At 66.7% G+C, this 26,480-nt stretch carries 27 protein-coding genes and 2 pseudogenes; 20 read left to right on the forward strand and 9 right to left on the reverse strand.

Translation table 11 applies throughout. From position 1 onward, the window contains the following. A complete protein-coding gene (locus tag H276_RS0102955) occupies positions 1-861 on the reverse strand; it encodes a PfkB family carbohydrate kinase (RefSeq protein WP_026356530.1) in 861 nt (286 codons plus the stop codon). A gap of 72 nt (positions 862-933) precedes the next feature. Here H276_RS0102955 and H276_RS0102960 point away from each other — a divergent pair, with 72 nt between their 5' ends. The 12 genes from H276_RS0102960 (at position 934) to holA (ending at position 12,341) form a co-directional block, all read left to right on the forward strand. After that, the gene (locus tag H276_RS0102960) at positions 934-2,193 is read left to right on the forward strand and encodes a glutamate-5-semialdehyde dehydrogenase (RefSeq protein WP_019969814.1); all 1,260 of its coding nucleotides are present in this window, start codon (positions 934-936) and stop codon (positions 2,191-2,193) included. A gap of 18 nt (positions 2,194-2,211) precedes the next feature. Beyond that, positions 2,212-3,096, forward strand: coding sequence for a MoxR family ATPase (locus H276_RS0102965; protein ID WP_019969815.1), 885 nt, complete (start codon positions 2,212-2,214; stop codon positions 3,094-3,096). After that, positions 3,096-4,541, forward strand: coding sequence for a VWA domain-containing protein (locus tag H276_RS0102970; protein ID WP_019969816.1), 1,446 nt, complete (start codon positions 3,096-3,098; stop codon positions 4,539-4,541). The genes H276_RS0102965 and H276_RS0102970 overlap by 1 nt, the downstream gene beginning before the upstream one ends. Positions 4,542-4,606: 65 nt before the next feature. After that, positions 4,607-5,257 carry a nicotinate-nucleotide adenylyltransferase gene (gene nadD / locus H276_RS0102975; RefSeq protein ID WP_081625394.1) on the forward strand — a complete coding sequence of 217 codons (651 nt, stop codon included), beginning with the start codon at positions 4,607-4,609 and terminating at the stop codon, positions 5,255-5,257. After that, a complete protein-coding gene (gene rsfS / locus H276_RS0102980; protein ID WP_019969818.1) occupies positions 5,254-5,631 on the forward strand; it encodes a ribosome silencing factor in 378 nt (125 codons plus the stop codon). Before nadD ends, rsfS begins: the two co-directional genes overlap by 4 nt. Positions 5,632-5,638: 7 nt before the next feature. Continuing rightward, positions 5,639-6,307: a glucosyl-3-phosphoglycerate phosphatase gene (gene gpgP / locus H276_RS0102985; protein WP_019969819.1), complete on the forward strand. Its 669-nt coding sequence runs from the start codon at positions 5,639-5,641 to the stop codon at positions 6,305-6,307. Beyond that, entirely contained in the window at positions 6,297-7,058 is a 762-nt protein-coding gene (gene octT, locus H276_RS0102990) for a diglucosylglycerate octanoyltransferase (protein ID WP_019969820.1), read from the forward strand. The genes gpgP and octT overlap by 11 nt, the downstream gene beginning before the upstream one ends. Positions 7,059-7,060: 2 nt before the next feature. Continuing rightward, positions 7,061-7,900 carry a DegV family protein gene (locus H276_RS0102995; protein ID WP_019969821.1) on the forward strand — a complete coding sequence of 280 codons (840 nt, stop codon included), beginning with the start codon at positions 7,061-7,063 and terminating at the stop codon, positions 7,898-7,900. A gap of 107 nt (positions 7,901-8,007) precedes the next feature. Beyond that, complete coding sequence (locus tag H276_RS0103000; protein WP_036460585.1) at positions 8,008-8,868, forward strand: SPFH domain-containing protein; 861 nt, start codon at positions 8,008-8,010, stop codon at positions 8,866-8,868. 138 nt (positions 8,869-9,006) lie between these two features. After that, the gene (locus H276_RS0103005; RefSeq protein WP_019969823.1) at positions 9,007-9,825 is read left to right on the forward strand and encodes a ComEA family DNA-binding protein; all 819 of its coding nucleotides are present in this window, start codon (positions 9,007-9,009) and stop codon (positions 9,823-9,825) included. Next, positions 9,825-11,339, forward strand: coding sequence for a ComEC/Rec2 family competence protein (locus tag H276_RS0103010; protein ID WP_019969824.1), 1,515 nt, complete (start codon positions 9,825-9,827; stop codon positions 11,337-11,339). Before H276_RS0103005 ends, H276_RS0103010 begins: the two co-directional genes overlap by 1 nt. 39 nt (positions 11,340-11,378) lie before the next feature. Continuing rightward, complete coding sequence (gene holA, locus H276_RS0103015) at positions 11,379-12,341, forward strand: DNA polymerase III subunit delta (RefSeq protein WP_026356531.1); 963 nt, start codon at positions 11,379-11,381, stop codon at positions 12,339-12,341. Positions 12,342-12,351: 10 nt separating this feature from the next. On the opposite strand, the gene rpsT is transcribed toward holA, so the two are convergent. Together rpsT and H276_RS0103025 are read right to left on the reverse strand one after the other, a co-directional pair. Continuing rightward, a complete protein-coding gene (gene rpsT / locus H276_RS0103020) occupies positions 12,352-12,612 on the reverse strand; it encodes a 30S ribosomal protein S20 (RefSeq protein ID WP_019969826.1) in 261 nt (86 codons plus the stop codon). Between the two features lie 526 nt (positions 12,613-13,138). Further along, complete coding sequence (locus H276_RS0103025) at positions 13,139-13,996, reverse strand: ribonuclease Z (RefSeq protein WP_019969827.1); 858 nt, start codon at positions 13,994-13,996, stop codon at positions 13,139-13,141. A 101-nt stretch (positions 13,997-14,097) separates the two neighbouring features. On the opposite strand from H276_RS0103025, the gene H276_RS0103030 reads away from it, so the two are divergent. Continuing rightward, the gene (locus H276_RS0103030; RefSeq protein WP_019969828.1) at positions 14,098-14,529 is read left to right on the forward strand and encodes a CBS domain-containing protein; all 432 of its coding nucleotides are present in this window, start codon (positions 14,098-14,100) and stop codon (positions 14,527-14,529) included. A 249-nt stretch (positions 14,530-14,778) separates the two neighbouring features. Here H276_RS0103030 and H276_RS0103035 read toward each other — a convergent pair whose 3' ends face one another. The 3 genes from H276_RS0103035 to H276_RS0103050 all read right to left on the reverse strand — a co-directional run bounded on the left by H276_RS0103035 (position 14,779) and on the right by H276_RS0103050 (position 16,772). Further along, on the reverse strand, positions 14,779-14,994 hold the full coding sequence (locus H276_RS0103035; protein WP_019969829.1) for a hypothetical protein: 216 nt from the start codon (positions 14,992-14,994) through the stop codon (positions 14,779-14,781). A gap of 320 nt (positions 14,995-15,314) precedes the next feature. Next, a complete protein-coding gene (locus H276_RS0103040) occupies positions 15,315-15,767 on the reverse strand; it encodes an STAS domain-containing protein (RefSeq protein ID WP_019969830.1) in 453 nt (150 codons plus the stop codon). Positions 15,768-16,157: 390 nt separating this feature from the next. Further along, a complete protein-coding gene (locus tag H276_RS0103050; RefSeq protein ID WP_019969832.1) occupies positions 16,158-16,772 on the reverse strand; it encodes a type II toxin-antitoxin system PemK/MazF family toxin in 615 nt (204 codons plus the stop codon). Between the two features lie 69 nt (positions 16,773-16,841). Here H276_RS0103050 and lepA point away from each other — a divergent pair, with 69 nt between their 5' ends. The 6 genes and pseudogenes from lepA to H276_RS24460 all read left to right on the forward strand — a co-directional run. After that, complete coding sequence (gene lepA, locus H276_RS0103055) at positions 16,842-18,764, forward strand: translation elongation factor 4 (protein WP_155942934.1); 1,923 nt, start codon at positions 16,842-16,844, stop codon at positions 18,762-18,764. A 63-nt stretch (positions 18,765-18,827) separates the two neighbouring features. Beyond that, complete coding sequence (locus tag H276_RS0103060) at positions 18,828-19,595, forward strand: sensor domain-containing protein (RefSeq protein ID WP_026356532.1); 768 nt, start codon at positions 18,828-18,830, stop codon at positions 19,593-19,595. 307 nt (positions 19,596-19,902) lie between these two features. Next, positions 19,903-20,505 (forward strand): annotated as a pseudogene (locus H276_RS24455) (amino acid permease); the annotation flags it as partial. Positions 20,506-20,719: 214 nt separating this feature from the next. Beyond that, positions 20,720-20,914, forward strand: a complete 195-nt coding sequence (locus tag H276_RS25165) for a hypothetical protein (RefSeq protein ID WP_019969836.1) — start codon at positions 20,720-20,722, stop codon at positions 20,912-20,914. Further along, positions 20,915-21,196, forward strand: a complete 282-nt coding sequence (locus H276_RS25170) for an N-acetyltransferase (RefSeq protein WP_019969837.1) — start codon at positions 20,915-20,917, stop codon at positions 21,194-21,196. It abuts the gene before it with no gap. Positions 21,197-21,301: 105 nt separating this feature from the next. Beyond that, positions 21,302-21,430 (forward strand): annotated as a pseudogene (locus tag H276_RS24460) (acyl-CoA dehydrogenase); the annotation flags it as partial. A gap of 1 nt (position 21,431) precedes the next feature. Here the strand turns inward: H276_RS24460 and H276_RS0103085 are convergent. Further along, positions 21,432-22,349: a zinc-binding dehydrogenase gene (locus H276_RS0103085; RefSeq protein ID WP_019969839.1), complete on the reverse strand. Its 918-nt coding sequence runs from the start codon at positions 22,347-22,349 to the stop codon at positions 21,432-21,434. A gap of 66 nt (positions 22,350-22,415) precedes the next feature. Between H276_RS0103085 and H276_RS0103090 the strand changes: the two genes are divergently transcribed. Then, complete coding sequence (locus H276_RS0103090) at positions 22,416-22,961, forward strand: methyltransferase domain-containing protein (protein WP_019969840.1); 546 nt, start codon at positions 22,416-22,418, stop codon at positions 22,959-22,961. Between the two features lie 525 nt (positions 22,962-23,486). Here H276_RS0103090 and H276_RS0103095 read toward each other — a convergent pair. Then, positions 23,487-25,334 carry a family 2A encapsulin nanocompartment cargo protein cysteine desulfurase gene (locus H276_RS0103095; RefSeq protein ID WP_026356533.1) on the reverse strand — a complete coding sequence of 616 codons (1,848 nt, stop codon included), beginning with the start codon at positions 25,332-25,334 and terminating at the stop codon, positions 23,487-23,489. Then, positions 25,321-26,244 (reverse strand): family 2A encapsulin nanocompartment shell protein, encoded by a 924-nt coding sequence (locus tag H276_RS0103100; protein ID WP_026356534.1) that lies wholly within the window; start codon positions 26,242-26,244, stop codon positions 25,321-25,323. Before H276_RS0103100 ends, H276_RS0103095 begins: the two co-directional genes overlap by 14 nt. Positions 26,245-26,480: the final 236 nt, after the last annotated feature.

The raw sequence follows: 26,480 nt of genomic DNA on the forward strand, positions 1-26,480 counted from the left end.
TCAACGGGCGAGCATCGCGTCGATGTCGGCCACGGTGGGTGCGCAATCACCCGCGCCGCGCACCATCGTCGCGAGCGCACCGGCCGCACATGCCCGGCGCAGCGCCCCGTCGAATCCCGAGCACCAGTCGGCGGCCAGCACGCCGGCGAACACATCGCCGGCCCCGGTGGTGTCCACCGCCTTGACGGACGGCGACCGCACGTCGAACCGCTCCTCGACGCCCACGTAGCTCGCGCCCCGCGAACCCCGCGTGATGACGAGATGGGTCACCGGCCAATGCCATTCGCCGGCTTCGGTCTCGTTGACCACCACCACGTCGACCAGTTCGGACAGTGCCAGCAACTCATGAGCGTGGGTGCCGGGCGGTGACGCGTTGAGCATGACTACCGCGCCGGCCGTTCGCGCGAGGCGGGCCGCCGCGATCGCCGTCGCCGGCGGGATCTCCAGTTGCATCAACACCACATCGGCGGAGGTGATGGCGGTGCGCGCGGCGGCGGAGTCCACCGTGAGATGTGCGTTGGCGCCGGGCGCCACCACGATGCTGTTCTCCCCGTCGGCGTCGACGACGATGGCAGCCGATCCGCTGGGGCCGGGCACGGTCGCGACCGCGTCGAGGGCGACCCCGTTGGCGTCGAGGTGGGCGCGAAGCGAGCCTGCGGCAGCGTCGTCGCCGAGTGCGGCGACGAGGCTCACCGAGGCCCCGGCCCGCGCCGCGGCGACCGCCTGATTACCACCCTTGCCGCCCGACGCCGACGACAGCGACGATGCCAGCACCGTCTGCCCGGGTCTGGGTAGTGCCGGCACGGCGAACGTGAGATCGGCGTTGACGCTTCCAACCACGCACACTCGTGAGGACGCCATAGTCGACAACGCTAAACCAGCTGCGTGCTGACGCGCGTCGAGCCGGACGAACACCTCCGATACCCTGGGACGATGAGTGTGCAGACACCGCCCGTGAGTGCGTCGACGCAGGACTTGCGGGAACAGGTGCACGAGTCCGCCCGCCGCGCCCGAGTCGCGGCGCGCACGTTGGCCACCCTCAACACGGCCACCAAGAACCGAGCCCTTCATGCCGCCGCCGACAGTGTGCTGGCCTGCGTCGACACGGTGCTGGCGGCCAACGCCGGAGACCTCGACGCGGCTCGTGCCGCCGGCACGCCGGAGGCCATGCTGGACCGGCTGGCGCTCAACCCGCAGCGGATCGACGGCATCGCCGCGGGCCTGCGCCAGGTCGCCGGACTGCCCGATCCGATCGGTGAGGTGCTGCGGGGGCGCACGCTCCCCAACGGCCTGCAGCTGCGGCAGCAGCGTGTCCCCCTCGGCGTGGTGGGCATGGTCTACGAGGGTCGGCCCAACGTCACGGTCGACGCTTTCGGGTTGACCCTCAAATCCGGCAATGCGGCACTACTGCGCGGCAGTTCCTCGGCGGTGCGCTCCAACGAGGCGCTGGTGGCGGCCCTGCGGGCCGCGCTGCTGGCCGAGGGCCTGCCCGCCGACGCCGTGCAGCTGCTGCCCAGTCACGACCGCGCCAGCGTGACGCACCTGATCCAGGCCCGCGGCCTGGTCGACGTCGTGATCCCGCGTGGTGGGGCCGGCCTGATCGACGCCGTCGTACGCGATGCGCAGGTGCCGACGATCGAGACCGGCGTCGGCAATTGCCATGTCTACGTTCATGAATCGGCCGACCTGGACCTGGCCGAGAAGATCCTGCTGAACTCCAAGACCCGTCGGCCCAGCGTGTGCAATTCGGCCGAGACGCTGCTGGTCGATGCGTCCATCGCCGACGTCGCGGTGCCGCGACTCGTCGCGGCGCTGCAGGACGCCGGCGTCACCGTGCACGCCGACCCGTCCGAGGACGAGCTGCGCGCGGAGTTCCTGTCGATGGACATCGCGCTGGCTGTAGTAGATGGAGTGGATGCCGCCATCGCCCACGTCGACGAGTACGGCACCGGGCACACCGAGGCCATCGTGACAACCGATCTGGCTGCGGCACAGCGGTTCACCGAGCGCGTGGATGCCGCCGCCGTGATGGTCAACGCGTCCACCGCCTTCACCGACGGAGAGCAGTTCGGCTTCGGCGCCGAGATCGGCATCTCCACCCAGAAGCTGCATGCCCGCGGCCCGATGGGATTGCCCGAGCTGACCTCGACGAAATGGATTGTGTGGGGCGAGGGCCAGACCCGCCAGGCCTAGACGACAAGGGAGAAACACGTGTGCGTGCCCGCGCGCCAGGCACCGCTGTTCGCCGATATCGACGATGTGGCACGACGACTGGCCGAAACCGGATACCTGCCCGATACCGCCACTGCCACCGCGGTTTTCCTCGCAGACCGGCTCGGCAAGCCGTTGCTGGTGGAGGGACCCGCGGGTGTGGGCAAGACCGAACTGGCCCGCGCGATCGCCCGGAGCACCGGGAGCGAACTGGTGCGGCTGCAGTGCTACGAAGGCGTCGATGAGGCCCGCGCGCTCTACGAATGGAACCACGCCAAGCAGATCCTGCGGATCCAGGCGGGTCAGGGGCAGGGAGCGGACTGGGACCGCACGAAGGACGACGTGTTCAGCGAGGAATTCCTGCTGAGCCGCCCGCTGCTGACCGCGATCCGACGCACCGACCCGACCGTGTTGCTGATCGACGAGACCGACAAGGCCGACATCGAGATCGAGGGCCTGCTGTTGGAGGTGCTGTCCGACTTCGCGGTCACGGTGCCGGAACTGGGCACCATCACCGCCGAGCGGCCACCGTTCGTGCTGCTGACGTCGAACGCCACCCGCGAGCTGTCCGAGGCGCTCAAGCGGCGTTGCCTGTTCCTGCACATCAACTTTCCCGATGCCGACCTGGAGCGGCGCATCCTGCTGTCGCGGGTTCCGGAACTGCCCGAGCACATCGCCGCCGAGCTCGTGCGGATCATCGGGGTGCTGCGGGGCATGCAGCTCAAGAAGCTTCCGTCGGTCGCCGAGACGATCGACTGGGGCCGCACCGTGCTGGCGCTCGGTCTGGACACCATCGACGATGCCATGATCGCCGCCACGCTCGGGGTGGTGCTCAAGCACCTGTCCGACCAGCAGCGAGCCGCCGGGGAGCTGAGGCTCAACTGATGGCCTCCCGTCGAACCCGACCGCCCCAACCACTGGCCCCGCACGGCCTGCCGGGGCATCTCGTCGAGTTCGTCGAAGCCCTTCGCGCACAAGGCATCTCGGTGGGATCGTCGGAGACGGTGGACGCCGGTCGGGTGATCATGGTGCTGGGGTTGGGGGACCGCGAGGCGCTGCGTGAGGGCATCGCGTGCGCGGTGCTGCGCCGCGCCGATCACCGCGACACCTATGACGCGATGTTCGACCTGTTCTTCCCGCCGGCGCTGGGCGCGCGCACCATGCCGTCCGACGACGAAGCGCTCGGCGACCAAGCGCAGCAGCTGCCCTCGGCGGATGTCGATGCCATGCGGGCCGCGCTGGTGCAGATGCTCTCCGACAACGAAGATCTGGCCGGCCTCGATGACCGGTTGGCGGTGATGATCGCCCAGATCGTCGGGACCTACGGCCTTTACAAGTCGAGCCGCGGACCGTCGTACTCGACGTATCAGGCGCTCAAGGCGATGAACCTGGACGATCTGGAGAGTCGGCTGCTCGCGGGGTTGCTGGCCGCGTACGGCGACCGGCCCACGCCCACCCAGCAAGAGATCGCCAAAGCGGTGGCTGCGCAGCGTATCTCGCAGTTGCGCAAGATGGTGGAGGCCGAGACCAAGCGCCGAACCGCCGAGCAGTTGGGCCGCGAGCACGTGCAGGTTTACGGTGTGCCACAACTGGCCGAGAACGTGGAATTCCTGCGCGCCTCAGGCGAACAGCTGCGCCAGATGCGCAAGACCGTTGCACCGTTGGCCCGCACCCTGGCGACCCGGCTGGCCGCGCGTCGTCGGCGCTCCCGCGCCGGCGAGATCGACCTGCGCAAGACGTTGCGCAAGTCCATGTCGACCGGCGGGGTGCCGATCGACATGGTGCTTCGCAAGCCGCACCCGGCCCGGCCCGAGCTGGTTGTGCTGTGCGATGTGTCCGGCTCGGTGGCCGGTTTCAGCCACTTCACGCTGATGCTGGTGGCGGCCCTGCGTCAGCAGTTCTCGCGGGTCCGCGTCTTCGCCTTCATCGACACCACCGACGAGGTCACCGAGTTGTTCGGCCCGCAATCCGATCTCGCCGTCGCGGTGCAGCGCATCACCCGAGAGGCGGGTGTCTACACCCGGGACGGACACTCCGACTACGGGCACGCCTTCGTGTCGTTCTTGGAGAAGTTCCCGAGTGTGCTCTCGCCACGCAGTTCGCTGCTGGTGCTCGGGGACGCACGCAACAACTACCGCAACCCGCAGTCCGACCTGCTGGCGCACCTGGTGTCGACGAGCCGGCATGCGCATTGGCTCAACCCCGAACCGAGGCACCTGTGGGGCAGCGGGGACTCCGCGGCCCCGAAATACGGCGAGGTGATCACCATGCACGAGTGCCGCTCGGCCAAGCAGCTGGCTTCTGTGATCGACGGGCTGTTGCCGGTCTGAAGCGGGTCGCGGCCGGTTACGCGCCGGGTCAGCCGCCCGTCGACGCTGCCGTAAGCTGGCTGTTCGTGGCAACGCGGCGCAGGCTCGGTGTGATGGGTGGGACGTTTGATCCCATCCACAATGGGCACCTCGTCGCCGCCAGCGAGGTGGCCGATCTGTTCGAGCTGGACGAAGTGGTGTTCGTGCCGACCGGCGAGCCCTGGCAGAAGCACGACCGGCCGGTCAGCGCTGCCGAGGACCGGTATCTCATGACGGTCATCGCCACGGCGTCCAACCCGCGGTTCTCGGTGAGCCGCGTCGACATCGACCGGGGTGGCCCCACCTACACCGCCGACACGTTGCGTGACCTGCGCAAACTCAACGTCGACAGCGATCTGTTCTTCATCACCGGCGCCGATGCCCTGGCGTCGATCCTGTCCTGGCAGAACTGGGAGGAATTGTTTTCGATGGCGAAGTTCGTCGGTGTGAGCCGACCGGGCTACGAGCTCGACGGTAAGCACATCCTGGCGGTGCGCCAGGAGCTGCCGTCCGATGCGTTACAACTGGTCGAGGTGCCTGCGCTGGCGATCTCGTCGAGCGATTGCCGGCAGCGTGCGGAGGCGTTGCGGCCCATCTGGTACCTGGTGCCCGACGGGGTGGTGCAGTACGTGGCGAAGCGCGGCCTCTATACCGCGGACGTGAAGAGTGACCACAACGGTGGGAAGGGTGTCTCATGACCGCCACGGCTGAGGCCATCGCGATGGCCGAGGTGGCCGCCCACGCGGCGGCCGGCAAGCTCGCCGACGACGTCGTGGTGATCGACGTGTCCGGGCAGCTGGTCATCACCGACTGCTTCGTGATCGCCTCGGCATCCAACGAACGGCAGGTCAACGCCATCGTCGACGAGGTCGAGGACAAGATGCGCCTGGCGGGCTACAAACCGGCCCGTCGGGAGGGCGCCCGTGAAGGGCGCTGGACGCTGCTGGACTACGTCGACATCGTGGTGCACATCCAGCACCAGGACGAGCGCAACTTCTACGCACTGGACCGCTTGTGGCGGGACTGCCCGCTGATCTCCGTGGAGCTGGATCACGACGGCTCCGCCGAATGAGGGCGCGATGAAGGTTCGGCGGCTCGTGCTACTCCGGCACGGCCAGACCGAGTACAACGCCGGCAGCCGGATGCAGGGCCAGCTCGACACCGACTTGTCCGATCTGGGTCGGGATCAGGCTGCGGCGGCCGCCGAGGTGCTGGCGAAACGACAACCGCTGCTGATCGTCTCGTCGGATCTCAAACGTGCACTGGACACCGCCATGACGCTCGGGGACCGTGCCGGACTGCCGGTGCGGGTCGACGAGCGGCTCCGCGAGACGCATCTGGGGGACTGGCAGGGCCTGACACACCTGGAGGTCGACGCCCTGGCACCCGGGGCAAGGGCGGTGTGGCGCGAAGACGCCCGGTGGGCGCCGCACGGTGGTGAGAGCCGTGTCGACGTTGCCTCGCGCAGTATTCCTCTGGTGGCTGAAATCGTTGCCGGGCAACATGAGTGGGGGCTCGACGCACCTGAACGGCCGGTGGTGCTGGTGGCCCACGGTGGTTTGATCGCAGCGCTCACGGCGGGGTTGTTGGCTCTGCCGGTCGAGAACTGGCCGGCGCTGGGCGGTATGGGTAACGCCAGCTGGGTACAGCTGACAGGCCATTCCGACGACGATGCGCCCTTCGGCGACATCCGGTGGCGGCTGGACGTGTGGAACGCCTCGGCGCAGGTGGCCAACGATGTCCTCTGACCCCACGGTCGAGTCGTACCGCGGGGGCTCGGCGACGCTGTTGGTATTCGCCGATTCGCTGTCCTACTTCGGCCCGACCGGCGGCCTGCCGTCGGATGATCCCCGGATCTGGCCCAATATCGTTGCTGAACAACTGGGCTGGGACCTGGAACTCATCGGGCGCATCGGCTGGACCTGTCGGGATGTGTGGTGGGCGGCTACTCAAGATCCGCGGGCTTGGGCGGCATTGCCGCGGGCGGGCGCAGTCATCTTCGCGACCGGCGGTATGGATTCGCTGCCGTCACCGCTACCGACGGCGCTGCGGGAACTGATCCGCTATGTGCGGCCACCGCGGTTACGGCGATGGGCGCGCGACGGCTACGGGTGGGCACAGCCGCGGTTGTCGCCGATAGCCCGCTCGGCGCTGCCGCCGCACGTCACCGTCGAATATCTCGAAATGACCCGAAGCGCCATTGATTTCAACCGCCCGGGCATCCCGGTGGTGGCATCGCTGCCTTCGGTCCACGTCGCCGAGACCTACGGCAAGGCTCACCACGGTCGGGAGCCGACGGTGCAGGCCATCACGGTGTGGGCCGAGCAGCACGATGTTCCGCTGGTGGACCTGAAAGCGGCCGTCGCCGACGAAGTGCTCAGCGGGCGGGGCAATCCCGACGGTATCCATTGGAGCTTCGAGGCGCACCGGGCGGTGGCCGAGTCGATGATCAAGGCCTTGATGGCAGCAGGCGTCCCGCAACAGAATTCCGCCGACTGACGATGGCTGTCGTGGTGGTGACAGACTCGTCGTCGAGGCTGGGGGTCGAACAGCGCGATGGCTGGGCGATCCGGCAGGTGCCGCTGCACATACTCGTCGACGGCATCGATGTGCGTGACGGCGTCGACCCGCTGCCGTGCGACATTCACGATCGGGCCCGGGTGACCACGGCCGGTGCCTCCCCGAGCGAGCTCGCGGCCGCCTACCGGCAGGCGCTGGCCGACAGTGACGGTGACGGCGTTGTCGCCGTGCATATCTCGGCGGCACTGTCGAGCACCTACAGTTCGGCCGCACTGGCGGCCCGGGAATTCGGCCAGGCGGTGCGGGTGGTCAACTCGCGATCGGCTGCGATGGGGGTGGGGTTCGTGGCGCTCGCCGCCGCGCGCTCGGCCCGCACCGGGGCAGGCCTCGACGAGGTCGAGGCGGCAGCCCGCGCGACGGTGCCGCGCGGGCACGCGTTCATCGTGGTGCACCGGCTGGACAATCTGCGCCGCAGCGGTCGCATCGGCACCGCCGCGTCCTGGCTGGGTACCGCGCTGTCGCTCAATCCGTTGCTGACCCTGGACGTCGACGGCCGGCTGGTGCTCTCGCAGCGAATTCGCACGGTGTCGAAAGCCCGTGCGGCACTTGTCGATCAGGTTGCCGGAGTGATCGGTGAACGGTCGGCCTGCGTTGCGGTGCACCACGTTGACAACGTTGCCGGCGCCGATGCGGTCGGCACCGCGCTCACCGCCCGACTGCCGCAGTTGGAAGCGCTGACGGTGACCGAGATGGGGCCGATGCTCGGCGTGCACGTCGGTGCGGGCGCGATCGGGGTGTGCGTATCGCTCGACAGCGGGTGACGGTGCCTAGCCCGCGAACCGCCCGGTAATCTGCCTGCGCTGGCGGGCGCGGCGCCCAAGTCGCACAATCGGACTATGGATCCACAATGACGGATCGAGGTCTGATCATGGACATGCTCTATTCACTCGGGGCGACCGCCCTCGGCGCGCTGATTCTGCTCTGGATCGGCGCCAGCAACATCCGCGTGATCAAACAGTACGAGCGGGGCGTGGTGTTCCGGTTCGGCCGCGTGCAGGACCAGGTCCGCGCACCGGGGTTGACCATGCTGATCCCGATCGCCGACAGACTGCAGAAGGTCAACACTCAGATCATCACCATGCCGGTCCCCGGACAGGACGGCATCACCCGCGACAACGTGACGGTGCGGGTCGATGCAGTGATCTACTTCAACGTGGTCGACCCCGTGCGGGCAGTGGTCGATGTGCAGGACTACATGTCGGCGATCGGTCAGGTCGCGCAGACCTCACTGCGCTCGATCATCGGCAAGAGCAATCTGGACGATCTGCTGTCCAACCGCGAACGGCTCAATCAAGGATTGGAGCTGCTCATCGACAATCCCGCGCTGGGCTGGGGCATCCACATCGACCGGGTCGAGATCAAGGATGTGGTGTTGCCGGACACGATGAAGCGCTCGATCGCCCGCCAGGCCGAGGCTGAGCGCGAGCGGCGGGCCCGCGTGATCACGGCCGACGGAGAACTCCAGGCCTCCGAGAAGCTCGCTGCAGCAGCCGATGTGATGGCTGCCGAGCCTGCCGCTCTGCAACTGCGACTGCTGGAGACCGTCGTCGAAGTGGCCGCGGAGAAGAATTCCACCGTGGTCCTGCCATTCCCGGTCGAACTGCTGCGATTCCTGGAGCGGGCCACACCGGAGCGGGCGCGGCCCGGCGTTCCCGACGACGCCCGCGCGATCACACTCGGCGAGCCGCTGCCCAGCCACACCGACCGAATGGCCGCTCCCGGTGCGTGAATGAACCATTTCCGTCGGCGCCCAGGAGCGGCCCAGACCGGTAGGTAGTTCATCCACAAAGCCGAGTTCATCCACAGTTGCCCGTCGACCGGGCGCTTCGCGGGCCGGCTCGTCCGAGCGTGTGCCTACGGTCGTGGCATGTCCACCGAACTGCCCGAGCAGCGGCTGCGCCGTCGGCTGGCGCCCGCCGACACGATCCCCGATGATCTTGATTCCGAACGTGAGTCTGGTGCTCCACCACCGGACAGTGCGCTGACGCGCTGGCTGCCCGACACCACATCCGACGGATCATCGGGCTGGCTCGCGGCCGCGCGCGCCGACCCGGGACGGGCCGGCGTGGTGGCACTGGCCGTCGTCGGCGTGCTGGCCGTCCTGGTCACGGTGTTCACCCTGATCCGCGATAAGCCGCCGCCGGTGGCAGCCGCCAATCTTCCTCCGGTGCAGATGGTTTCGTCGGCAAGTGCCACACCGAGCGTCACCGCCGGGCCCGTGGTGATCAGCGTCGTGGGACTGGTTCACAAACCCGGCCTGGTCACCGTGGACGCCGGAGCCCGCATAGCCGATGCGCTCGCCGCAGCCGGGGGCCCGCTGGACGGAGCCGATCTGGTCGGGCTGAACATGGCACGGCGTGTCACCGACGGTGAACAGATCGTCGTCGGAATCGCTGCGCCGCCGGGAAAACCGGCCACCATGGGTAGTTCGGTGACGGGCGGGAGCGCTACGACATCGGCCGGGCCGGCGGCACCAGGTATCGCTGGTGCGCCGGGACCAGTGGATCTCAACACCGCGACGGTGGAACAACTCGACGCGTTGCCCGGGGTCGGTCCGGTGACCGCGGCCGCAATCGTGGCCTGGCGCGACACCCATGGCCGGTTCGGCAGCGTGGATCAGCTCGGCGAGGTCGACGGAATCGGCCCGGCGCGCCTGGAGAAACTGCGGCCGTTGGTCCGGGTGTGATGGCAACCGAGCCCGAGGCCGAAATCGACCGGTTGGATCTACGGCTGGCGCCCGCGGCCCTGACAGCATGGATGGTGACGGCCACGGGAATCGTGTGGGGCATCGGGGGTTCGGCGCTCACGGTTGCGGCTGCTGTCGGGTTGATCGCAGGGCTGGCCCGGTTCAGCGGGATCCGGTTCGGCGTCGCCGCGGTCCTGGCGGTGGCAGCCGCCGGTGCGGGGTTCGCCGTGGCCATCGGCTTGCGGGTGCACCAACAGCAACACCATCCCATCACGGTTCGCTACGGCGGGGGCGCGACGGTGGTTGTCACCCCGACCGAGACGCCGCGGATCATCACAGGCGGCCGGCTGATGTTCCGCGGTTCCCTGAGCGAACTGGACGGCAGCGCGGTGGCGGGACGGGTGCTGGTGTTCGCGCCGGCCGGCGGCTACACCGAGATGGCCACCGGACGTCCCGCGCGATTCCGGGCCGCGGTCGGCCGGCCCACGCGTCGCGATCTCACCGTGGCCGTTCTCACGGCGAGTGGGCGACCGTCGCTCGGGGCGGCCTCGGTGCTACAGCGGGCGGCTCAGCGGATCCGCGCTGGGTTCGCCGAGTCGGCGCGGGCCGCGTTGCCGGCAGACCAGGCAGCTATGTTGCCGGCGTTGGCGCTGGGGGACACCTCGACCGTCGACGGGCAGACCACCGCCCGGTTCCGTACGGCCGGATTGACCCATCTGACCGCCGTGTCCGGCGCCAACGTCACCATCGTCTGCGGCGCACTGCTGCTGACCGCAGGAATCGTCGGGCCGCGGGTTGCGGTCGGGTTCGCGGCGCTCGGACTGATCGGATTCGTCATTGTCGTGCAGCCGTCGGCCAGCGTGCTGCGCGCCGCAGTAATGGGCGCGGTGACCCTTTTCGCGGTGCTGATCCATCGTCGACGGCGGGCCATCCCCGCCCTGGCGGCCAGCATCATCGTGCTCATGGTCGCCGCACCCGAACTCGCCGTCGACGCCGGGTTCGCCCTATCGGTCGCGGCGACGGCCGGCATCGTCGTGCTCGCGCCGGTGTGGACACGTCGGCTCGTGGCTCGTGGCTGGCCGCGACCGTTGGCGGCCGCCGTCAGCGTCGCCGCGGTTGCCCAGCTGGTCACCGCGCCGCTCGTGGCCGGGATATCAGGCACGTTCAGTGTGGTCGCGGTGGCCGCGAATCTTGCGGTCGCCGCGGTGATCCCTCCTATCACGGTGCTGGGAACCTCGGCCGCGGTGATCGCCACGGTGTGGCCCGCGGCGGCGCAACTGCTGATCCGGTTCACCGGTCCTGAGCTGTGGTGGTTGTTGTCGGTGGCGAACTGGGCCTCGGCGGTACCGGGCGCAGCGGTGCCGACGCCGTCGGGGTGGGCTGGCGTGGCGCTGGTGGCTGTCGGTGTAGTGGCCCTTGTGACCACGTGGCGGTGGCGGTGGATACGTCAGACGACGGCCGGGCTGGCCGTGTGCCTGTTGGCCTGGATGATCGCGGATGTACTCCAGAGCTGAATGTCGGCATTGTCGTGCCGGCGTGACACCATCATCGGCGTGAGTCAACAGGCCGAAGGGCTGCACCTGGTGCTGGGTGATGAGGAACTGCTGGTCGAGCGCGCCGTCGCGACGGTGTTGCGTGCCGTGCGCGCGGAGGCGGGAGCCGATGACGTGCCGGTGGACCGGATGCGCGCCGGTGAGGTGAGCACGAGCGAACTGGCCGAGTTGCTCAGTCCATCCCTGTTCGCCGAACAGCGTCTGGTGGTGCTCGATTCGGCTGCCGAGGCCGGCAAGGACGCAGTCTCGCTCATTGCCGGAGCAGCCGCCGATCTACCGCCGGGCACCTCACTGGTGGTCGTTCACTCCGGCGGGGGCCGAGCCAAGGCATTGGCCGATCAGTTGAAAAAGCTTGGCGCGCAGGTATATCCATGCGCACGGATCGCCAAGCCGGCTGAGCGGGCCGATTTCGTGCGGCGCGAGTTCCGGGCATTGCGGGCCAAGGTGTCCGACGACACCGTCAACGCGGTGCTCGACGCGGTCGGGTCGAACATCCGCGAGTTGGCCGCGGTGTGCTCACAGCTGGTGGCCGACACCGATGGGCAGGTCGACGCTGCCGCGGTCCGTCGGTATCACAGCGGTAAGGCCGAGGTGAAGGGCTTCGATATCGCCGACAAGGCGGTCGTCGGCGACGTGTCCGCCGCCGCCGAAGCGCTCCGTTGGGCGATGCTGGCCGGTGAGCCACAGGTGGTGTTGGCTGATGCGCTGGCCGAGGCAGTGCACACCATCGCCCGGGTGGGTCCGCTGTCGGGAGATCCGTACAAACTGGCCGGCGAGCTCGGTATGCCGCCGTGGCGGATACAGAAGGCACAGAAGCAGGCGCGGCGATGGTCGCGGGATTCCGTCGCCGAGGCGATACGGGTGGTAGCCACGCTCAATGCAGACGTGAAGGGCGCAGCGGCGGATGCCGACTACGCCCTTGAGGCGGCGGTGCGCCGAGTGGCGCAGCTCGCCGCCGGGTAAAGCGTGAAGCTCAGAGCTTGTTCAGCGCGAGAGCCAGCGCGGACTTCTTGTTCGCGGCCTGGTTGGCGTGGATCACGCCCTTGCTGGCGGCCTTGTCGAGCTGACGGCTGGTCGACACCAGCAGCTCGGCGGCCTTGTCCTTCTCGCCCGCCTCGACGGCCTCGCGGAAGCCGCGAACGGCGGTGCGCAAAGACGACTTCACCGACTGGTTGCGCAGCCGGCGACGCTCGTTGGTGAGGATGCGCTTTTCCTGCGACTTGATGTTGGCCACGTAGCAGTTCCTTCGTAATTTTCTAGCTGGGATTACCTAAGTCTCGTGCGGTGCCCGCACAGCGGGCAGCGACTGCTCAGGGTACCAGCGCGGCACCCCAACTCCCAAAGCGGCGGCCGCCGAGCCCTGACCTGTTGCCATTCTTTTACCACGTCAACCTGCTCTTTGTCCTGCTGAAACGGGCTACGTCGTTGGAAGGTGAAACGTGACCGGTGGTGCCCCACGCTGGGGATGGGCCTTAGCGCGACCCGGACGTGAGAAGTAGATGCGGCCTGGTGGAGATCACCCGGCTGGTTTGAAAGGACTCGCGCCCGCCCGGCCCAGGTTGCGGAAGCCCTGGTGCACGTGCGGTGTTAGCTCGTGCTGGCCGGGCTGATCTGCTGGACCATGTCGCCGAACTCGCGACGCTGGTACTCATCTGGCCCTAAGCAGCGGTGGTATTGCCGATCGCCCGGTTCACCGGATTCATCTGGCTTATCGTGGTCGGCGCACTTCTGCCGGAGCGCCGGACTGATCGGCGGCGCTATCAGCTACGCGACCGAGCGCACACTCCCGGATGAACTTCAACGCGGTGCAGGTCGTTGCCCAGCTCGATCTGCCGGTCGAATTCCGTTGCGGCTCTGGCGCGCCACTCGTCTTCCTGGCCCGGAGCAATGGCCGGTACGTAGTGGGTGAGGATGAGAATGCCGACCCCGGCGCGCGCGGCGGTGGCCGCAGCCTCCTCGACGGAGGAGTGGTAGTCGCAGATGTCCCGGATGCGCTGCATGGGTAGCTGCTCCACCAGGTCCTTGCGGATCACGGTATGCACCAAGGCGCCCGCACCGGCGGCCAGTGCGTCCAGGCTCGCGCACGGTACCGTGTCGCCCGCGACCACGACCGAGGCGCCATGGTGTTCGAACCGGAACCCGATGGTCGGCGTCACGGGCCGGTGGTCGGTGGGGCCCACCAGGATTCGCACGCCGTCGCGATCCCACGCCACCCCTTCGGTGTATTCGTGTACCTCCACCGGAGGTGGCGTGGTCAGATCGGCGTGATGAGCGATGCGGTACCCGATATCGGGCCCGAACGCCTCGAGCGTCGCCTCGACCACCCGTGCCGTTCCCGGCGGCCCGATGATCTGCAGCGGGGTCTGCGCGGCGAAGGTGGTCACCCACCGGGTGATGATGACGTCGCCCAGGTCGGCGATGTGATCGCTGTGCAGGTGGGTGAGCAGCAGCGCGCTCAGTGCATTGGCTCCGGAACCGGCTGCGGCCAACCGTTGTTGCACGCCGCGGCCGCAGTCGACGAGAAACGTCTGGCCACCGGCGCGGATCAGGGTGGCCGGGCCCGCCCGGTCCGGGTCGGGGATGGGGCTGCCGGTGCCGAGCAGGGTGACTTCGATCATGCGCCCAGATATACACGTTCGTGCGTCTTGAACGAGGCCCTTTCGCACGGACCGTTGCCGACCTAGCCTGGTGTGAGGTGGATCACGATCGGAGGCGGGCGATGCGGATCGCGGACGTGCTGCGCAACAAGGGGGCCGCCGTGGCGACGATATCTCCGGAAGCCACGGTTTCCCAGCTGCTGGCCGGGCTGAACGAGATGAACATCGGAGCGATGGTGGTGGTGGGATCCGAAGGGGTGGCCGGCATCGTGTCCGAACGGGACGTGGTGCGCAAGTTGCATGAACTGGGCAGCAGCCTGTTGGTCCAGCCGGTGTCGGAGATCATGACGACGGTTGTGGCCACCTGCACCCCACGCGACACGGTCGATCATCTCAGCGTTGTGATGACCGAGAACCGGGTGCGTCACGTGCCCGTGCTCGACGGCGGCCGGCTGGCTGGAATCGTCAGTATCGGCGACGTGGTGAAAACGCGCATGGAGGAACTCGAGGCCGAGCAGCAACACCTGCAGGCCTACATCACGCAGGAGCGCTGATACGTCCGCCGACGCCGTTGAGAAGGTCTCGGCGGAGGCGCCCCGATCGGCCGATCATGCGGTTGGCGCCCTCCAAAACTCAGGCCATGTCTCGGATCTCGGCTCGGCGGTGCCCGACACTTCGGGCGATCTCGGCCCCAGGTGAATGTCGGTGCGGCCAAGGTGAGTTGGAATCCAGTCGCGGCGATGGCATCGTCGAGGAACGCCTCGAGCCCTCGTTGCACCGTTAATTTGCTGTGGCGCAGGTTATTACGTGAGCGCGGCTTGACCAGCGACAGCTATGGTTCCTGGCTGCTTTGTGACCCCGCGGCGGTCGAGGAGTTGGTCGACGAACAGCATCCATCGAATCATCGCGGCATAATCAGACTCGGCTTGGGCTTTCTTGACCTGCTGATAAGCACTAAAGATCTGGCTATCGAGCACGGAAAAGATCTGGCTATCGAGCACGGAAACCAAATTAATCATTTGCGTGGCCTTCCGATCAATGTGACCGCAAGGACGGCGCAAACTGCGGACGGGTCTCCGCATGGACAGCGATCCCAGTCATGGCCGTCAGCTCCTCACCCCGTCCTCGCCAAACAACTTTGTATTCCCTGAACCACCGCTGTTTAATCTCACTGTCAACGTAATATGCTCTTGTTCACTGTGATTCGTGATCGAGCAGGACACTGACGACTTGATGCGGGCTATCGATCGCCGAACAGCTGGCGAGCCTCGCCGTATCTGATGGTGAACTGGTTGTTCTCTGCGGTCTTTCGTGGGAAGGACCCCGGCCGTCGCGCTTTTCAGCCACCCGCCAACAACTTGGATTCCACGGTCGTAATCGACCGGAGCCGCCACTCGGGATTCGGCGTTTCCGCGAGCCGCTGTAACGCCTCGTCCAATGAGTCCACGACCGGCAACCGGTAGCCGGACGCGACCGGCAAGAGTAGCTTCACGGCATCGCTTGCCACCAACACCCAGTCTCGCCCGGCTTGACGGCAGTCCGTCGCGAAACGAAGTACCGCCTTGAAACCGGCGAAGTTGAGGAAGTCGACGGCGCTGAAATCGAGGACCAACGGGCGACCAACGTGCACGAACCTGGTCAGGTAGCGGCTGACACCACGGGCGCTGCGAGCGTCGATCTCACCGCCGACTTCAATAACCAACGCCGGAGGGCGCGGGTAACTGCACAACCGCACACCGAGCGCGGCAGGAGCAGTTGAGATGCGGGTGAGTTTAGGACCGGTGTAGGTCATAGTAGCCCCTAGTGATCGGTGGGCGTCGTCGCGTGCTGGGCTTTGGTCTTGACCCAAACAACCGACGAAGGTGACTTAGATATACCCGTTCACCACGCCGTCTACTCCTTGCTGGCTCATCAGGTGACCCACGAAATCAGCTATCGGCCCCGCCATTTCGGCTACCCCCCCAGGCCCAGGAGTTTCGCCACGTGGGTGTCGGCTGATCGAATGTGTGATCGTGGTCAGGTGGCTGCCGTCGATATCCGCCCCGTACATAAGCCCGACGTCAGGCAGTTCGCTGCCGTGCTGGCGCATGCCTTCTATGACGATCCGGTGGCCCCTCGCTGACGTCGAGGTGGCGACAGCCACGGTAGAGTCTGGGTGGCGACAGCCACGGTAGAGCCTGGGTCAGCTCCAGGAGTACTCGGCGCGCAGGCGGGTGGCGACCACCTCGAACCGGTCACGGTCCAGGATGGCGCCTTCGCGACGGATGCCTTCTTCGGGTACGTCGAGCACGCGATCCAGCCGCACCCAGCTGGCCCGGCCGTCGTAATCCCAGCTGCCCGTTCCGATGGCTACCCACTGGGGATCGTTGCGGTGGTACTCCTGGCTGGACAGCATCAGCCCGAGCAGCGTCCGCTGATCGCGGCCCACGACCAGGACGGGGCGGTCTTTGCCCTTGGTCGGGTCGTCTTCGTAGACCACCCAGGTCCAGACGATCTCGCCTGGGTCGGCGCGGCCGTCGAGATCGGGGGCGTAGATGAGCCGGCGGGCCCGGTGCGCGGTCGGAACACTGTGTTGCGAGATCGGCCGACCGGCGGTGATGGCCGGGGTGCGTTCGACCTGGGCACTGGCGAGCACCTCAAGACCCAGCTTGATGCCTTGCTGAATTCCCTGTTGGACGGTGCGCGGCACGGTCTCGGGATTCTGTAACTGGCGGATGAGTTTCGGCGCCTCGTTGAACACGAGGTTTTCCGCAAAGCGTTGGAACGCCTTCCATTGCGACGCCATGGTTTCGAGCATAGGGCAGGACTCTTAGGGCAGGAGCGCAGCGACCGCGCGGTGAAACAGCGCCGCGATTGTGTCGCGAGGGTGGGTGCTCGATACCCTGGAGAGGTACAGCACGTGCTCGACATCCACGCTCACCAGGAGATTCCCATCAGCAGTTTCGCCGACAAGACGTTCACTGCGCCGGCGCAGATTCGGAACTTCTGCATCATCGCCCATATCGACCACGGCAAGTCCACGCTGGCCGACCGGATGCTGCAGCTCACCGGTGTCGTCGACGACCGGTCGATGCGTGCGCAGTACCTCGACCGGATGGATATCGAGCGCGAACGCGGTATCACCATCAAGGCCCAGAACGTGCGGCTGCCCTGGCAGGTCACCGGAGACGACGGAGCCGAAGAAAACTACGTATTGCATCTGATCGATACGCCGGGCCACGTCGACTTCACCTACGAGGTGTCCCGCGCCTTGGAGGCGTGCGAGGGCGCGGTGCTGCTGGTCGATGCAGCGCAGGGCATCGAGGCGCAGACGTTGGCCAATCTGTATCTGGCGCTGGACCGGGACCTGACTGTCATCCCGGTGCTCAACAAGATCGATCTGCCTGCCGCGGACCCCGAGCGCTACGCCGGTGAGCTTGCGCACATCATCGGCTGCGAGCCGTCCGATGTGCTGCGTGTGTCCGGCAAGACCGGTGAGGGCGTGGCCGAACTGCTCGACGAGGTGGTGCGCCAGGTGCCGGCACCGACCGGTGACGCCGATGCGCCGACCCGCGCGATGATCTTCGACTCGGTCTACGACATCTACCGCGGTGTGGTGACCTACGTCCGCGTCGTCGACGGCAAGATCGTGCCGCGCGAGAAGATCGCGATGATGTCCACCGGCGCGACCCACGAACTGCTCGAGGTCGGCATCGTCTCACCGGAACCGAAGCCCAGCGCGGGACTCGGGGTGGGGGAGGTCGGCTACCTCATCACCGGCGTGAAGGACGTCCGTCAGTCCAAGGTCGGTGACACCGTGACGACGGCCCGGGGCGGTGCCAAGGAGGCGCTGACCGGATACCGAGAACCCAAGCCGATGGTCTATTCGGGCCTGTACCCGGTGGACGGTTCGGACTATCCGGATCTGCGCGACGCGCTGGACAAGCTGCAGCTCAACGATGCGGCGCTGACCTACGAGCCGGAGACCTCCGTGGCGCTCGGCTTCGGGTTCCGCTGCGGCTTCCTCGGGTTGCTGCACATGGAGATCACCCGTGAGCGCCTGGAACGCGAGTTCGGTCTCGACCTGATCTCCACGTCGCCCAACGTCGTGTACCGCGTCATCAAGGACGATGAATCGGAGATCGTGGTGACCAACCCGTCGGACTGGCCGGAGGGCAAGGTCCGCGAGGTGTTCGAGCCGGTGGTGAAGACGACGGTGATCGCGCCCAGCGAGTTCATCGGCACCATCATGGAGTTGTGCCAGTCGCGCCGTGGTGAGCTCGGCGGCATGGACTACCTCTCACCCGAGCGTGTCGAGCTGCGCTACACGATGCCGCTGGGCGAGATCATCTTCGACTTCTTCGACTCGCTGAAGTCGCGTACCCGTGGTTACGCCAGCCTGGACTACGAGGAGGCCGGTGAGCAGCAAGCCGATCTGGTCAAGGTCGACATCCTGCTGCAGGGCGAGGCGGTCGACGCGTTCAGCGCGATCGTGCACAAGGACTCGGCGGCGGCTTACGGCAACAAGATGACCACCAAGCTCAAGGAGCTCATCCCGCGCCAACAGTTCGAGGTTCCGGTGCAGGCCGCGATCGGTTCGAGAATCATTGCCCGCGAGAACATCCGGGCTATCCGCAAGGATGTGCTCTCCAAGTGCTACGGCGGTGACATCACCCGTAAGCGCAAACTGCTCGAGAAGCAGAAAGAGGGCAAGAAGCGCATGAAGACCATTGGGCGCGTGGAGGTCCCGCAGGAAGCATTTGTCGCTGCGCTCTCGACGGACGCGGCGGGGGACAAGCCCAAGAAGTAGCTCGCCGCGCTTGCCCCGCTGCCGTAGTAGGCTCTGGGTGATTGCTGTCGGCGGGAGTAGGCGATGAGAACGGTTGGCGCGCTTGGGTTGCTGGTGTCCGCCGTCATGATGACGTCGGGGTGCGCCAAGGTCGTCGACGGGAATGCAGCGGCTGCCGACGGTTTGACGCCTCGTCCGCTGAGCGGTCTATCCGTCGAGAAGGCGCTGCCCGACATCGGGCAAGTGGAGAAGATCGTCGGTGAATCTCTCACAGAGGACACGTACGTGCCGTCGATCTCGGGTGGGCTCGACGACCTGCCCGACGGTTTGGCGACCGAACAGGATGCGACACCGCACGAATGCGTCGGAGTGTCGAGTCCCATGCAACGCAGCATCTACGAATCCGCCGATGTCACCGGCGCCGCCAGCACGCAGTGGAAGGGTGACGAATCCGACGGGGCGGTGCTTGCCGTCGACGTCGGTGTGGTCGCTCTCGGCAGCGTGGCCGACGCCAACGCGTTGTTCGCCGGGTTCGCCAAGCAATGGAAGGACTGCCAGGGCCAGACGGTGACACTGGTGCGGGAATCGGTTCGCGGTGGCTACTACACCGACGCGATCACCGATGTGCGGGCGACCGGTTCGGTGGTTGCCGCCACCGTCGAATTCGGCCACACCACCGACAAGTCGACCAGCCCTGTGGCCCGTGCCGTCGGCGTGAAGGCCAACTGCCTCATCGAGGCCGAGATCGCGTACTACAGCGACGCGGTGACATCGGGCAGGCCGTCCGATGTTGATACCGTTGCCATCGATATCGCGCGGGCGATGATGGAGCGGGTCGAGGAACTCACCTAGAAGACGTCAGATCCCACGCCTGCACAGGTCCCGTTTCCCCGCGAGCAGACGTTGCGGTACCCGACACGCCGGTTTTCGCGGACCCGAGTGTCTGTTCGCGCAAGGAACGTGAGTTGGCTTCTGGCTGAGCGCAACCCTGCAACCCGGGCGGCGGCGACCGTATCGTCGGCGACGTGCCCAGGGAACTACACCTGCTCGCATTCGGCAACATCCGCTCGGCCGGGCCCTGGCGGCATCCCGGCATCGACAACAGCACCGCCGGGGCGCGACGCCGGCTGATCGAGCACGCCCGAACCGCCGAGGCAGGATCTTCGCGACCTACTCGCAGATCCTGCATTTCGGCGAAATCGACGGCGACAAGGCGGTACTCCCGCAGCTCGCCGACGCCGTCGGCGTGGCACGGGTGAATCAGGTTGTGAGCGCGACGGTATCGGTCGCCTTCATCGTGTTCGTCACCGCCGTCACGACCGCCGCGGCGCGCTCACTGTTCACGTTCGCCCACGAAGGTGCGCTGCCCAAGGTATTCGCGAAGGTGCACCCATCCCATAAGACACCCTGGACCGGGGTGGTGTTCGTCGGCATCCTGGCGCTGATCTTCTCGGCGGTGGCGACATTCAGTTCGGCCGGCCGGCTCGTGTTCGACGTCTACGGCGGCTACGTCTCCAACTGGGGCTTCCTGACCAGCTACCTGCTGGTGGTGATCGCTACCCCGATCTGGCTACGCAAGATCAACGCGCTGCCGTTGCGACTCGGCGTTTCGGTCGCCGCGACCATCGGCATCGGCTACGTGATTTTCAGCAACTTCTACCCGGTGCCCCAATTCCCGTTCAACATCCTGCCTTTCGTCTTCGGCGTCATTCTTCTGGCCGGCCTGGCGTGGTACTGGTACCTGAAGCGGACGAAGCCGGAGATGCTCGGCGACTTCGTCTTTCATCCGCAAGTGTTGCAAGAGGCGGTCGACGGACGCGTATTTGCGAACCTACATCGGGGCCGACCAGCCGGTGGCGATCACCGCGCTGGTCGATCGGGGGGCCCGTCTGGAGCGGCAGTTCATCAGCACGCGCAAGTCCCTGCTCGACGAGGACCCAGCCGAACTCGACGCGGCGCGCATCGACGGGCTGACCGTGCTGTCGTGGCCTGACGTGCTCGACGGTGGTTTCGCCGAGCAGGTCCGCCAGTTGCAGTACGAGACCTTCAGCGAGCATTTCGGCAACATGTCGAAGACTCCGCAGCGCTGGCAGCATCATCTCGAAAGTAGCTCGTTCAACCCGGATTTCAGCCCAGCTGCGGTGGACGACAGAGGCGAGGTGGTCGGCTAGGTGCTCGGCTCGACCTACACCGTCGGCGTCGGTGCTGACGAACAACGCAGTGCCCACACCGATTACATCGGGGTGCGCAGGGACCGGCGGTTGCGCGGCACCGGGGAGCTGCTGCTGCGCAAGATCCGGCTGGCGGCGCTGCGGCGCGGTTTGACCGAGGTGTCGCTGGGCACCGATATCAACAACGCCAGCAGGGCTCACCTGTTGTATCGCAGGTTGGGTTATGTGGCGGTACAGGATTTCTATGCTTATCGAATCGATGCCAAGGGGATGGCGAAATAACCGGATTCACAACGTATCTCAAACGTCCGACGGGGTACGACGCCGAACTCAGATCGGTGTTCCAGCCGGTCTTCGGCCGGATCGCAGAAGGTAACCTACAGCGTGAACGCGCGCACCCTTGCCTCTCACAATCCGGTTGTCTACAAGGCGCGGATTCTCGGCGACTGGTTCGTCAACGGCACTGACCCAGTGTCCGACCTGGCTTCTCTGAGCCGCGGCGGGCAGGGCAACTGATCTAACGCTGCACCCGCAACACCGCTTTACCGGCGACCTTGCGGCCCAACAGCGCCTGCGCAGCGGCCGAGATGTTGTCCCATGAATCGCGCAGGCCGATCTGCGGGTCGAGCTCGCCGTCGGCCAGCAGCGTCAGCAGGTACTGCAGGTCGGCCTGAAACGGCGCACGAACAGTGAACGGCTCCAAACGTTTCCGGTTGCCGAGCCGGCGTTCGTGCTCGAAGTTGATGGTGGTGGGCTCGTCGGAGGCCATGCCGATGGACTGCACCGAACCACCGTCGTCGACCAGGCTGAAAGCTTTAGCGAGCAACGTTCCTCCGACGTTGTCGAGTACCCCGAACACCGGCTCGGTCACCGAATCCAAGCCGACAACCACCTCGTCGGCACCCAGTTCGGCGAGGCCGTCACCGCGGGCCGGGCTGCCCACGGCGGCGATCACGTGGGCCCCCGCCCGCGCTGCCAACTGCACCGCGAAGCGGCCGACACCACCCGAAGCTCCGGTGATGAGCACCCGCCGACCCACCACGGGGCCGAGAGTGCGCAGCGCCTGCAGCGCGGTCACCCCGGCCACAGGCAGTGCCGCCGCTTCGTCGAACTCGACGAACTCCGGAAGTTCTGCGAGATTGTCCGTCGCGACGGCTCGGCGTTCGGCCCAACCGGCCTCACCGCTGAACCCGACCACGCGGGTGCCTTCCGGGGGACCTGATCCGTCGGCGGCCGACCGGGTCACCACGCCCGCGGTGTCCCAGCCAGGTACCTCACCCGGTCGGCGCATCTGTTCGATGAAGTGCAGTTCCCCGAAGTTCAACGCGATGGCGTGCACGTCGATCAGCACCTGCGAGTCGGCCACCGCCGGCTCGGTCACGTCGTCGAATCGAAGCTTGGCCGGGGCCTGCGGATCGTAAACGATGGCTCGCATGAGAAGGCAAACCTCCGCGGGTGGCGTCACTATTCCCGGCTGGGACCACTTCGTAAGGTACCGCCGGTGAGCGAGCAGGATCGCGTGCGCTGGGACGCCATCTACACGAACCGGTCGTCGGGCGATACCGAGCCAGGGCCACCGAGTGTCTTCGCTTCCCACGTCGCCGCGTTCCCGGTCGCGGGTACGGCGCTCGATATCGCGTGCGGGCAGGGAACTGCGTCGATCTGGCTGGCGCAACGCGGGTTCGAGGTCCTCGGCGTCGACGTGTCAGCGGTCGCCATCGAGACTGCCCGTGCGCGGGCGCGTCGGTGCGGGGTGGCCGCTCGGTGCCGGTTCGTGATGGCCGACCTCGACGATGGCCTGCCCGCAGGCCCGCCCGCCGACGTCATCCTCTGCTACCGGTTCCGCGACCGGAAGCTGTACCCGTCGCTCGTCGACCGGTTGGCTCCCGGCGGTCTGCTGGCAATCTGCGTGCTCAGTGAGATCGGCGCTACACCGAGCCCTTTCCGCGCGGCGCCCGGGGAACTGCGTGCCGCGTTCGCCGGACTTGAGGTGATCGCAGCGGACGAGGGCGACGGCCAAGCCTGGCTGCTGGGGCGCTGCGGGTAGACCGGTGCGTAGATGCGGAGTTTTGGACAGACGGGTTCACATCAGTCACATTCGTCACTGTCCCGCGGACATGGTGGGTGTGCCCGGCTATTAGCGACAAAGTCGCGGAAATCGCCACATGGGCACCACAGGCATCAGTCGTCTCGCGTCGGCCAATCCTATGCACCAATCTGGCACCACAGGACCCTCTCCGTCGCACTGGTTACACGCCCGCGCTGCGAGCGACAAAGTCGCTGATATGCGGGCGCAGAATATTCTGTTGCTGGTGCGGCTGCTGTTACTGCCGGTTCAGACGAGATTCGCGGCGTGGTAATCCAGTGAAACACGTTGCAGCTGAGGCGGTTTCCGCGACTTTGTCGCTAACAGCCGGGCACAACGTACATGATTTTCGAACAGGTACAGATGTGACAATTGTGACGACGCCCCAAGGCGGACAGCCCGCGTCGGCCGCAACAGCCCCGATTTCACAGGGAAATCGGGGCTGTTGCCGGGGTGCCGCCTGGTTGCGGCGGACTGCTCGCGGGCTTAGGCCGAGCCCTCGGCAATGCGGCGGACCGCGTTGATAAACACGTCGATCTCTTCGAAGGTGTTGTAGAACGCGAACGATGGCCGCACGGTGGCCTCGAGCCCGAGCCGGCGCAGGATCGGCTGCGCGCAGTGATGGCCGGCCCGCACCGCGATGCCTTCAGCATTGAGTGCCTTGCCGACCTCCAGCGGTTCGTGCCCGGCCAACACGAAGGACAGCACGCTGGCCTTCTCGTCAGCCGTGCCCACCAGACGCACCCCTGGGATCGCGGCCAGGCGCGGGGTGGCGTACTCCAGCAGTGCGTGCTCGTAGGCGGCGACGCGTTCGATGCCGACCCGTTCGACGTAGCGCAGCGCCTCGCCAAGGCCGACCGCGTCGGCAATGGTGCCGGTGCCTGCCTCGAACTTGTTCGGCGGCCCCTGGTACAGCGACCGCTCCAGAGTGACATCGGCGATCATGTTGCCACCGCCTTGCCACGGCGGGGTCTCGGCCAGCGCGTCCTCGCGTCCGTAGAGTGCTCCGACGCCGGTCGGCCCGTAGATCTTGTGCCCAGAGAAGGCAAAGAAATCGGCCCCGGTCTCGGCTACGTCAATCGGGATGTGCGGAATCGACTGCGCGCCGTCGATGAGGACTCGGGCGCCGTAGCGATGGCCGAGTTCGACGATGGTCTCGACCGGGGTCACCGTGCCCAGTGCATTGGAAACCTGGGTGGCGGCAACCAGTTTCGTCCGCGGACCGAGCAAATCCTCGAATTCGCTGAGGAGCAGGTTGCCCGCATCGTCGACTTGGGCGACCTTGAGGACTGCGCCGGTCTGCTGCGAAACCAGCTGCCACGGAACGATATTCGCGTGATGCTCCAGGTGGGTGATGACAATCTCGTCACCCGGGCCCAGATGCTTACCACCCCACGCGTACGCCACCAGGTTGATGGCCTCGGTGGTACCGCGGACGAAGATGATCTCCTCGACCTTCGACGCGCCGATGAACCGTCGCACCGCCTCGCGGGCATCCTCGTAGGCGTCGGTGGCCCGAGCCGCCAACTCGTGTGCCGCACGATGGATGTTCGAGTTCTCGTGCGTGTAGAAGTAGGTCAGCCGGTCGATCACCGACTGCGGTTTCTGGGTGGTTGCGGCGTTGTCGAACCAGATCAGCGGCTTGCCGTTGACGGTTTCTCGCAGGATCGGGAAGTCCGCGCGGATCGCGTTGACGTCGAAGATCTCATGCTCGTCAGGTATGGCCGGCGTCGGTTCGACGGGTGCCGTCGGGTTCTGCAGGAAGTAGTAGCCCGCCGCATCGTCGGATTGCGCCGGCGAACCCCGCCAACCCAGATCAGGCACCGTCGGGACAGTGCCGGGCCATGTGGGCGCCGAACCACGGGGCGTTACCGGTGTGGTGGGCGCGCTGCCCGCCAGTACACCTGGCACAGTCGGAACCAGGCCCGTTGGTACCGCGAAGGACTCCAGGCCGCCGACGGGCGCGACGAGGTCCGGAGCGGAACCACGGGGAGCGACCGGAACGACTCCTGGAACACCTTCCGGCCCAGGCGACGTCGGGGGAGGTAGATAGACGTCGGGCACCGAGACGAATGCCGGGGGAGTGCCCGGGTGCGCCAGACCTGCCGCGGTGGTACCTGCCGACGATGCCGCCGTGGCATCCGGGGCCGCTCCGCGCGGCGCCACCTGGGTGGTCGCCGGCGGGCTGTCCGGACCTGGCCGGATGCCGGTGGCGTAGAGCTGCGTGGCCAGCGAGGCCAACTCTGCTGCGCTGATCGGCAGGTCTCCCTCAGCATCTAGCGACCGGTACTCTTTCCCGTCGCTCCGCTCGCCCCAGTACTCACTTGTACTCATGGAAATGGTCCACTCCGACGTCCTCGAGGACCGCCAGTGCATCGTCGGTGAGCACCGCCAGTGACGAGTACAGCGTGACCAGGTAGGACGCGATCGCCGACCGGTTGATGCCGGTGAAGCGCACCGAAAGGCCCGGAGCCTGCTCGCCGACCAGCCCCGGCTGGAACAGCCCGACCACACCTTGGCGTTCTTCACCGGTGCGCACCAGGATGAACTTGGTCTTCCCGTCTTCGACCGCCACCTTGTCTGACGGCACGATCGGGACACCGCGCCATGTGATGAACTGGGCGCCGAACAGGCTCACCACTGGTGGCGGCACACCGCGGCGGGTGGCCTCCCGGCCGAAGGCGGCCACGCCAAGCGGGTTGGTCAGGAAGAACGCCGGGGTCTTCCACACCTTGGTGATCAGGGAGTCCAGGTCGTCGGGCGTCGGGGTGCCACGCAGGGTCTGAATGGTCTGCTCGGGAGTCACCTGTGACAGCAACCCGTACTCGGGATTGTTGATCAGCTCGTACTCCTGGCGTTCCTTGATGGTCTCGATCGTCAGCCGCAGCTGCTGGGCCACCTGATCGTGCGGGCTGGAGTACAGATCTGAGACCCGGGTGTGCACGTCGAGCAACGTCGAGATCGAGCGCAGCGTGTACTCGCGGGGGCTGGTCTCGTAATCGACGTAGGTCTCGGGCAGTGGTTCCTCGGTGCCGGTGCCTTCCTCTGCGTGGATCGCCACCTGGTCGGGATTGACCACTCGGTTCACCCGGTAGACGCCGGCCTCCACCGGCACCCAACTGAGTAGATGTAGCAGGAATCGCGGCGTGATTGTCGATAGCTGCGGAACTGTCTTGGTGGCGTTGGCTAGCTGCCGTGCGGCAAGATCGCCGAGAGCGTGGGATTCGTTCTGTGCCGATGTCATGTGGCCCCTCCGACTGGTCTGAAGTGCGGGTGCGGCGGCAACGATACGGCTTGCCACCAGCATCTGACAGGGTTAGCGCGCAAACCGATTCAAACCTGTCACGACGACGTGAACTGGGCATTAGGCCGTGTGTGCCGTATCGTGTGGGCATGGCTCACGACGGATCGCTGCGCTCTGTTATGGCGCGCTGCCTCGTCGTGCATTGTTGTTGTTGTTGATTTTCTGACGACGGCCCC

The organism is Mycobacterium sp. 141, assembly GCF_000382405.1.
In the GTDB taxonomy this organism is placed as follows: Bacteria; Actinomycetota; Actinomycetes; order Mycobacteriales; family Mycobacteriaceae; genus Mycobacterium.

Bases quoted from the DNA above. Each gene is read 5' to 3' on its own strand.
- rsfS (WP_019969818.1), top strand. From the start codon at position 5,254: ATGACCGCCACGGCTGAGGCCATCGCGATGGCCGAGGTGGCCGCCCAC.
- H276_RS0102960 (WP_019969814.1), top strand. From the start codon at position 934: ATGAGTGTGCAGACACCGCCCGTGAGTGCGTCGACGCAGGACTTGCGG.
- H276_RS0103050 (WP_019969832.1), bottom strand. From the start codon at position 16,772: ATGCTCGAAACCATGGCGTCGCAATGGAAGGCGTTCCAACGCTTTGCG.
- H276_RS0103025 (WP_019969827.1), bottom strand. From the start codon at position 13,996: ATGATCGAAGTCACCCTGCTCGGCACCGGCAGCCCCATCCCCGACCCG.
- H276_RS0103010 (WP_019969824.1), top strand. From the start codon at position 9,825: ATGGCAACCGAGCCCGAGGCCGAAATCGACCGGTTGGATCTACGGCTG.
- H276_RS0103095 (WP_026356533.1), bottom strand. From the start codon at position 25,334: ATGAGTACAAGTGAGTACTGGGGCGAGCGGAGCGACGGGAAAGAGTAC.
- H276_RS0103060 (WP_026356532.1), top strand. From the start codon at position 18,828: ATGAGAACGGTTGGCGCGCTTGGGTTGCTGGTGTCCGCCGTCATGATG.
- H276_RS0102970 (WP_019969816.1), top strand. From the start codon at position 3,096: ATGGCCTCCCGTCGAACCCGACCGCCCCAACCACTGGCCCCGCACGGC.
- H276_RS0103040 (WP_019969830.1), bottom strand. From the start codon at position 15,767: ATGACCTACACCGGTCCTAAACTCACCCGCATCTCAACTGCTCCTGCC.
- H276_RS0103035 (WP_019969829.1), bottom strand. From the start codon at position 14,994: ATGATTAATTTGGTTTCCGTGCTCGATAGCCAGATCTTTTCCGTGCTC.
- H276_RS0103030 (WP_019969828.1), top strand. From the start codon at position 14,098: ATGCGGATCGCGGACGTGCTGCGCAACAAGGGGGCCGCCGTGGCGACG.
- octT (WP_019969820.1), top strand. From the start codon at position 6,297: ATGTCCTCTGACCCCACGGTCGAGTCGTACCGCGGGGGCTCGGCGACG.
- gpgP (WP_019969819.1), top strand. From the start codon at position 5,639: ATGAAGGTTCGGCGGCTCGTGCTACTCCGGCACGGCCAGACCGAGTAC.
- H276_RS0103085 (WP_019969839.1), bottom strand. From the start codon at position 22,349: ATGCGAGCCATCGTTTACGATCCGCAGGCCCCGGCCAAGCTTCGATTC.
- H276_RS0103005 (WP_019969823.1), top strand. From the start codon at position 9,007: ATGTCCACCGAACTGCCCGAGCAGCGGCTGCGCCGTCGGCTGGCGCCC.
- H276_RS0103000 (WP_036460585.1), top strand. From the start codon at position 8,008: ATGGACATGCTCTATTCACTCGGGGCGACCGCCCTCGGCGCGCTGATT.
- H276_RS0102995 (WP_019969821.1), top strand. From the start codon at position 7,061: ATGGCTGTCGTGGTGGTGACAGACTCGTCGTCGAGGCTGGGGGTCGAA.
- H276_RS0102955 (WP_026356530.1), bottom strand. From the start codon at position 861: ATGGCGTCCTCACGAGTGTGCGTGGTTGGAAGCGTCAACGCCGATCTC.
- H276_RS0103100 (WP_026356534.1), bottom strand. From the start codon at position 26,244: ATGACATCGGCACAGAACGAATCCCACGCTCTCGGCGATCTTGCCGCA.